The organism is Longimicrobiaceae bacterium, from assembly GCA_035696245.1.
Classification (GTDB): Bacteria; Gemmatimonadota; Gemmatimonadetes; order Longimicrobiales; family Longimicrobiaceae; genus DASRQW01.
The window spans coordinates 1-7,390 of the sequence record DASRQW010000330.1; the positions used below are offsets into that span (position 1 = coordinate 1).

A 7,390-nucleotide genomic window follows, 5' to 3' on the forward strand; every position below is an offset into this window, starting at 1 on the left:
CACCTACTCCGGAGGTGACGAATGACCAAGCGCGCAAGACCAACAAGCCCGCGCCCGACCATCCCTGGCGCAAGCAGGGAACCTTTCGCCGGACATTTCTAAATCAACCAGACCCCGGACTTTTCTAAATCAACGCGACACCCTCGGTTCCGCAAGCCTACCGCGCGTCCATCCCGCTCGTTAGCTTCTCCCGAATCTGACCCGAAAGCGAAGCCCCGAGCCCCACGTCCATGCCGCGCCGCATCCACATCCTCCCCGAGAAGCTCGCGAACCAGATCGCCGCGGGCGAGGTGGTGGAGCGGCCCGCGTCGGTGGTCAAGGAGTTGGTGGAGAACGCGCTCGACGCCGGCGCGTCGCGCATTGAGGTCGTCGTCCGCAACGGCGGGAAGACCGAGATCCGCGTGGCGGACGACGGGCACGGGATGGGGAAGGAAGATGCGCTGCTCGCGGTGGACCGCCACGCCACGAGCAAGATCCGCACGGAACGCGACCTGGCCGCCATCCGCACCCTCGGCTTCCGCGGCGAGGCGCTGCCGTCCATCGCCTCCGTTTCGCGGATGACGCTGGAGACGGCGGAGCGCGACGGCGACGGCACGCGCGTGGTGGTGACCGGCGGGCAGATGGCGGCGGTGGAGCCCTGCGCGCGCCGCACGGGGACGACCATCGCCGTGCGCTCGCTCTTCTTCAACGTGCCCGCCCGCGCCAAGTTCCTGCGCTCCACCGCCGCCGAGACGCGCGCGGTCAGCGAGGTCGTGACCACGCTGGCGCTCGCCCATCCGGAGGTCGCGTTCACGCTGGAGTCCAACGGCAAGGAGACGCTGGCGCTGCCCGCCTCCTCCGGCATCGCGGACCGCGTGGCCGCCATCTGGGACGCCGGCTCGGCGGACGAGCTTATGCCGCTGGCGCACCGCGACGGCGGAGTCGCGCTCGCGGGCCTGGTGCAGCGCCCGCACAGCTCGCGGCCGGGCGGGCGTCGCGCATACCTCTTCGTCAACGGGCGCACTTTCGGCGACCGGCTGATCGTGCGCGCGGCGGATCGCGGCTACCGCACCACCATCCCCGAGGGCGTGCATCCCTCGCTCTTCCTTTTCCTGGAAGTGCCGGACGGCGACGTGGACGTGAACGTGCACCCGGCCAAGGCCGAGGTCCGCTTCCGCGACCGCGCCGCCGTGGAGCGCGTGGTGGAGGAAGGCGTCCGCGCCGCGCTCGCCGGCCTGGACAGCACGCCCAGCATCGGCGCCCGGGCGTCGGCCGCGAGCCCGTCCACCGACGGCGGCGACGGGTATCGCTACGGGACGCCACGCCCCGGCTTCGGTGCCGTCCGCGAGGCGCCGGTGGATGGCGGATACCGCGCCACACCTGCCGCATCCGCATCTCCCGACCGCACGCCGTCTCCCGCGGCCGAGCCGCAGATGACGCTGTTCGTGACCGGCGGCGCATCGGCCGATGCGGGGCAGGGAAGCGCCCCCGCCGCGCCGCCCAATCCCGGCGCGGAGCTGCTGGGGCCGGCGCCGTTCATGTGGCAGGTGCACAACACGTACATCCTGGCCGAGACGCGCAGCGGCCTCATCCTCGTCGACCAGCATTCCGCGCACGAGCGGGTGCTGTACGAGGAGCTGATCCATGGCTTCGACACAGGCGCGCGAGACAGCCAGCGCCTGCTCTTCCCGCTCACGCTGCGCCTGTCGCCGGCCGAGTACGCGATGGTGGAGGAGATTCGCGGCATCCTGGACCGCGCGGGCTTCGAGGTGGAGCCGTTCGGCGGGCGCGCGGTGATCGTGCACTCGGTGCCCAACCCGCACCCGCACTTCGACGCCGAGCGCTGCCTTCGCGAGATGATCGCCGAGCTGACCGACGGCTCGCCGCTCGTGGACGGCGCGCGAACCCAGCACCAGCGCATCGCGCTCTCGTTCGCGTGCAAGGGCGCCATCAAGGCCGGGCAGCGCCTGTCGCCGCGGGAGATGAGCGAGCTGTTCGACCGCCTGTTCGCGACCGAGCTGCCCTACCACGACATCCACGGCCGCCCCACGGTGATCCAACTCTCCCTCACCGAGCTTCACCGGCGGTTCGGGCGGAGCGGATGACGCCCCCTCCCGCTCGCTTAGGCTCGCACCCTCCCCCGCAAGCGGGAGAGGGTTGGGGCTCTCATACGCGTCCCGTCCCTCAGAGCGCGGGCGGGCAGCGGACGGATGCACACCTCCCCCTCCCCGCCGTTCACCCCGGCAGCGGTATTGCCCATCACGCCCCTACAGTCGCTCGGCCACGAAACTGCTTCTAGTCCCCGCAGGGGGACTTCGTGCTTTTGTAGCTGCGACTTTAGTCGCCCGGCGTGACGCCCGTCGCGACACCTCGGCCGTCCGTTGCCAATGACCACGCCCGAATCCCTCGCCGCGCTCGCCATCGTCGGCCCCACGGCGTCCGGCAAGACGGCGCTTTCCATCGAGGTGGCGCGGCGGCTGGATGGTGAGGTGGTCTCGATGGATTCGCGGCAGGTGTACCGGCGGATGGACGTGGGCACGGCGAAGGCTACGGCGGAGCAGCGGGCGGCGGTGCCGCACCACGGGCTGGACCTCGTGGAGCCGTCGGAGCGGTTCAGCGCGGGGAAGTTCGCGCGGGCGGCGCGGGAGTGGATCGGGGAGATCCGCGGGCGGGGGCGCGTTCCGCTGCTGGTGGGCGGGACCGGTTTCTTTCTCCGGGCGCTGACGGACCCTATCTTCCGTGAGCCGCACCTGGAGCCCGCCGCGCGCGCCGCACTGGCCGCGCGGCTCGACGCCATGCCCGAGCCGGAGCTGCACCGCTGGCTGCGCGAGCTGGACCCGCCCACGGCCGCCCGCCTGAGCGCCTGGGGCGGCCGCCAGCGCCTCATGCGCGCGCTGGAGCTGCCGCTGCTCACCGGCCGCACGATGGCGTGGTGGCACGCCCACTCGCCCGCCGAGGCGCCCGCCGTGCCCGTGCTCGTCTTCGCGCTGGAGGTGCCGCGCGCCCAGCTCCGCGCCGCCATCGACGGGCGGGTGACGAAGATGGCGGAGCACGGGTTGGTGGACGAGGTGCGCGGGCTGGTGGATGCGGGGTTCCGCGAGGGCGATCCCGGGATGAACGCGACCGGGTACATCGAGCTGCTGCCGTACCTGCGCGGCGAGCGGACGCTGGACGAGGCGCTGGACCTGGTGCGCGCGAACACCCGCGCCTACGCCAAGCGTCAGGAGACGTGGTTTCGCCACAAGCTCCCCGCGGACACGGTCCGCCTGGACGGAACGCACACGGCTCCGGACCTGGAGGACGAGATCGCGGCGCGGTGGCGCGCATCGGCCGGCAGCGCATCCGCCGAGGGCTGACGGGACGCGGGAGATGCGCATCGCCCGATGACGTGACGCGGCGCGCATCTGCCGAACGCCGACCGACCGGGAGATGCGCATCTGCCGCCCATCCACCGATGTAGCAGCGGGTGGATGAAGTGAGACGGCGGACTCACGGCTATCTGCCGGAAGCTGTCTCTACAGAACGAGGGCACGACACTGACCCAGGCTCCGGAGGACCGGGGATGAAGATAGGCATCACCTGCTATCCCACGTACGGCGGCTCGGGGGCCATCGCCACCGAGCTGGGAATAGAGTTGGCGGCGCGCGGGCACGAGATCCACTTCATCTCGTACGCCCAGCCGTTCCGCCTTCCGCACTTCATGGAGCGCGTGTTCTTCCACGAGGTGGAGACCACGCGCTACCCGCTGTTCGAGCACAACAACTACTCGCTGTCACTGGCGGCCATGATGCACGACGTGGCCATCCACCAGCAGCTGGACCTGCTGCACGTGCACTACGCCATCCCGCACGCGACCTCGGCGTGGATCGCGAAGGAGATGCTTGGCGCGGGGCACCCGCTCAAGATCGTCACCACGCTGCACGGCACCGACATCACGCTGGTGGGGCAGGAGCGGTCGTTCTGGGAGATCACGCGCTTCTCCATCATGAAGAGCGATGGCATCACCGCCGTCAGCGACTTCCTGAAGCGCGAGACGGTGGACCGCTTCCGCGTGCCGGACGACCGTATCGAGGTCATCCCCAACTTCGTGGACCCCGCGCTGTACGACCCCGCGCGCTACCCCTGCCGCAAGCAGGCGCTGCTGCAGGAGGGCGAGAAGCTGATCGTGCACGTCTCCAACTTCCGGCCCGTGAAGCGGATACGCGACGTGGTGCGCATCTTCGAGCGCATCTCCCGCGCGGTGCCGTCGCGGCTGGTGCTGATCGGCGACGGCCCGGACCGGCCGGAGGCCGCGGACGAGGCGCAGCAGCTGGGCGTGGCGGACCGCGTGGTCTTCCTGGGCAAGCAGGACAGCGTGGCCGAGCTGCTGGCCTGCGCGGACATGCTGCTGCTGCCGTCCCAGTCCGAGTCGTTCGGCCTCGTGGCGCTGGAGGCGATGGCCGCGGGCGTGCCTGTGGTCGCCACCCGCACGGGCGGCATCCCCGAGGTGGTGGAGGACGGCGTGACGGGCGTGCTGGGCGACGTGGGAGACGTGGCGGCGATGGGCGACGGAGCCATCGAGCTGCTGCGCGACGCGCGGCGCTGGAGCCAGGCGAGCCGCGCCGCCCGCGCGGTGGCGACGGAGCGGTACAGCGTGGCCGCTATCATCCCGCAGTACGAGCGCTACTACGAGCGCATCCTCTCCGGCGATCCCGCCTCGTCCGCCGGCGCTCCGACGGCCGAGCCCGCGCTCGCCTCCGCCGCGCTGGTGGGCGATGAGTGACGCGAGCTGGGGCGTGGACACGCTCTCCGAGCCGGGCGCGGGCATCGGCCGCGAGGCGTCGGCGCTGATCGACATGGCGCTGGCGGAGGACGTGGGCGACGGCGACTGGACCACGCTGTGGACCTTTCCCGCGCAGCGGCGGGCGGAGGCGCGCCTTGTCGCCAAGGCGCCCGGCGTCGTCTCCGGCCTCGCCGTCGCCGAGGAGGTCTTCCGCCGCGTCGATCCCATGCTGCGGATGGAGCGCGAGGTGCAGGACGGGGCGGACGTGCTGCCGGAAGAGCTGGTGCTGTTCATCCGCGGCTCCGCCCGAACCATCCTCACGGCCGAGCGGGTGGCGCTCAACTTCCTGCAGCGCCTCTCCGGCGTGGCCACGGTGACCCGGCGCTACGTGGAGGCGGTCGCGGGCACCGGCGCGCGGGTGATCGACACGCGGAAGACGACGCCGGGCATGCGCGTGCTGGAGAAGCGCGCGGTGCTGGACGGCGGCGGCGCCAACCACCGCCACGGCCTGCACGACATGGTGCTGATCAAGGACAACCACATCGCCGCGGCGGGCGGGATCCGGCAGGCCGTGGAAGCCGTTCGCGCGCAGAACCACCGCGGGCTGAAGGTGGAGGTGGAGACGGCCACGCTCGACCAGGTGGACGAGGCGCTGAAGGCGGGCGTGGACCGCATCATGTTCGACAACATGCCCGTGCCCATGCTGCGCCAGGCCGTCCGCCGCGTGGACGAGCACGGCGGGGCGAAGCCGGAGACGGAGGCGTCCGGCGGCATCACGCTGGAGACGATCCGCGACGTGGCGGAGACGGGGGTCGATCTGATCTCCGTGGGCGCGCTGACGCACTCCGCGCCGTCGCTGGACCTTTCGCTGCGGCTGAGCGCGCGGGGCGACGGTTGACCACCCGCATCGCCAACCGCTACGAGGGCGTGCCGGCCGAGAACCTGGCGGCGCGCTGGGGCATCCCCGCGCTGCACCTGTACGAGCGCGTGGGCTCCACCAACGACGTGGCCCGCGCGCTGGCGGACGAGGGCGCGCCCGCGGGCACGGTGGTGCTGGCCGAGGAGCAGGTGGCCGGCCGCGGGCGGGGAGGGAAGGGCTGGGCCTCCGCGCCGGGCCTCGGCATCTGGCTCTCCATCGTCCTGCGGCCCGACGCGCTGCCGTCGCCCGGGCTGCTGCCCATCCTCGTCGGCCTCGCCGCGGCGGAGGCGGTGGACGAGTTCGCCCGGCCGGCCGTGGCGCGGGTGAAGTGGCCCAACGACCTGTACTTCGGCGAGCGGAAGGCCGGCGGCATCCTGTGCGAGGGGAGCTGGGACGCGGGCAAGCCCGCCGCCGTGATCGTCGGCATCGGCCTCAACGTCCTGCATCTGCCGGACGATTTCCCGGAAGAGGTGCGAGATACCGCGACGTCGCTCCGCATCGCCGCGGGTTGGGCGCCGCCGCGCGCGGAGGTGGCGGGCGCTATCGTGCGCGAGGTGATGCGCGGCCTGGCGAGCCCGCCCGAGCGACTGAGCGGCGCGCTGCTGGACCGCATGCGGCGGCGTGACGCGCTACTGGGCCGCCCCGTGCGCGTGACCGGCGCGGAGGAGCTGGACGGCATCGCCATGGGCGTTACCCCCGAGGGCGCGCTGCTCGTCCGCTCCGACGGCGTGCTGCGCAGCGTGAAGGCGGGCACCGTCCGCGCCACCGGCCCCGCCCTCGCATCGGCGGAGTAGCGGCGGGGACGGGAGATGCGGTCCGGTGCGGACGCTTTGGCATCTACCGTCGCCCGCCGTCCATCTACCGTGAACCACATCCCGAACACACCTGGCGGACTGCGCATGGACCGGGTCTTCGACGTCGGCCACACCGAGACGGTGGTGGGATGCTTCCGCGGGGCGGAGCTGGCTTCGCACTGGCGCCTGACCACCGACGCGCGCCGCACCCCGGACGAGTACGGCCTGCTCCTGCGCCAGCTCCTCGCCGCGGACGGCGTGGAGCCGCGCGAGGTGCGCTCGGCCACCATCGGCTCCGTGGTCCCGGCGCTCACGTCCATCCTGCGCGGCGCCTGCTCGCGGCTGCTGCACGTGGAAGCGGCGACGGTAGATGCGCGCACGTCGCTGCCCATCCGCCTGGACGTGGAGGAGCCGCTGACGGTGGGCGCCGACCGCATCGTCAACACGCTCGCCGCCCTGCGCCTCTACCACTCCGACGTGATCGTCGTCGATCTCGGCACCGCCACGACGTATGACTGCATCACGGCCGACGGCGTGTTCGTGGGCGGCGTGATCGCCCCCGGCGTGAAGACCGCCGCCGAGCGCCTGACGGAGCGCACCGCCAAGCTCCCGCGCGTGGACCTCGTCGCGCCGGAGCGCGTGATCGGCCGCCGCACGGAGACGTGCCTCCAGAGCGGCATCTTCTACGGCGCGGTGGATGCGATCGACGGCATGGTCCGCCGGATCCGTGCCGAGTGGGGCAAGCCCGACGCCCTCGCCGTCGCCACGGGCGGCCTCGCCCAGATGCTCGCCCCGCACTCCGAGACGATCACGCGCGTGGACCCCTTCCTCACCCTCCACGGCCTCCGCTTCGCCCGTGAGCACATGGATTTGCATCCGGCGTAGGCAGGGGCGGCGCGCGCGGAGAGGCTGCCCCCTCCCCCAGCCCCTCCCCCG

The 7,390-nt window shown here is 72.4% G+C and carries 6 protein-coding genes; all 6 read left to right on the forward strand.

The window, feature by feature from the left end; all coding sequences use genetic code 11:
• Window positions 1-230: 230 nt before the first annotated feature.
• The 6 genes from mutL to VFE05_15300 all read left to right on the forward strand — a co-directional run bounded on the left by mutL (window position 231) and on the right by VFE05_15300 (window position 7,339).
• Window positions 231-2,084, forward strand: a complete 1,854-nt coding sequence (gene mutL / locus VFE05_15275) for a DNA mismatch repair endonuclease MutL (protein HET6231434.1) — start codon at window positions 231-233, stop codon at window positions 2,082-2,084.
• 282 nt (window positions 2,085-2,366) lie between these two features.
• Window positions 2,367-3,335 (forward strand): tRNA (adenosine(37)-N6)-dimethylallyltransferase MiaA, encoded by a 969-nt coding sequence (gene miaA, locus VFE05_15280; protein HET6231435.1) that lies wholly within the window; start codon window positions 2,367-2,369, stop codon window positions 3,333-3,335.
• A gap of 206 nt (window positions 3,336-3,541) precedes the next feature.
• Window positions 3,542-4,741, forward strand: coding sequence for an N-acetyl-alpha-D-glucosaminyl L-malate synthase BshA (gene bshA / locus VFE05_15285; GenBank protein HET6231436.1), 1,200 nt, complete (start codon window positions 3,542-3,544; stop codon window positions 4,739-4,741).
• A complete protein-coding gene (nadC, locus tag VFE05_15290) occupies window positions 4,734-5,639 on the forward strand; it encodes a carboxylating nicotinate-nucleotide diphosphorylase (GenBank protein ID HET6231437.1) in 906 nt (301 codons plus the stop codon). The genes bshA and nadC overlap by 8 nt, the downstream gene beginning before the upstream one ends.
• Window positions 5,636-6,454: a biotin--[acetyl-CoA-carboxylase] ligase gene (locus tag VFE05_15295; protein ID HET6231438.1), complete on the forward strand. Its 819-nt coding sequence runs from the start codon at window positions 5,636-5,638 to the stop codon at window positions 6,452-6,454. The genes nadC and VFE05_15295 overlap by 4 nt, the downstream gene beginning before the upstream one ends.
• A gap of 105 nt (window positions 6,455-6,559) precedes the next feature.
• Entirely contained in the window at window positions 6,560-7,339 is a 780-nt protein-coding gene (locus VFE05_15300; protein ID HET6231439.1) for a type III pantothenate kinase, read from the forward strand.
• Window positions 7,340-7,390 lie beyond the last annotated feature (51 nt).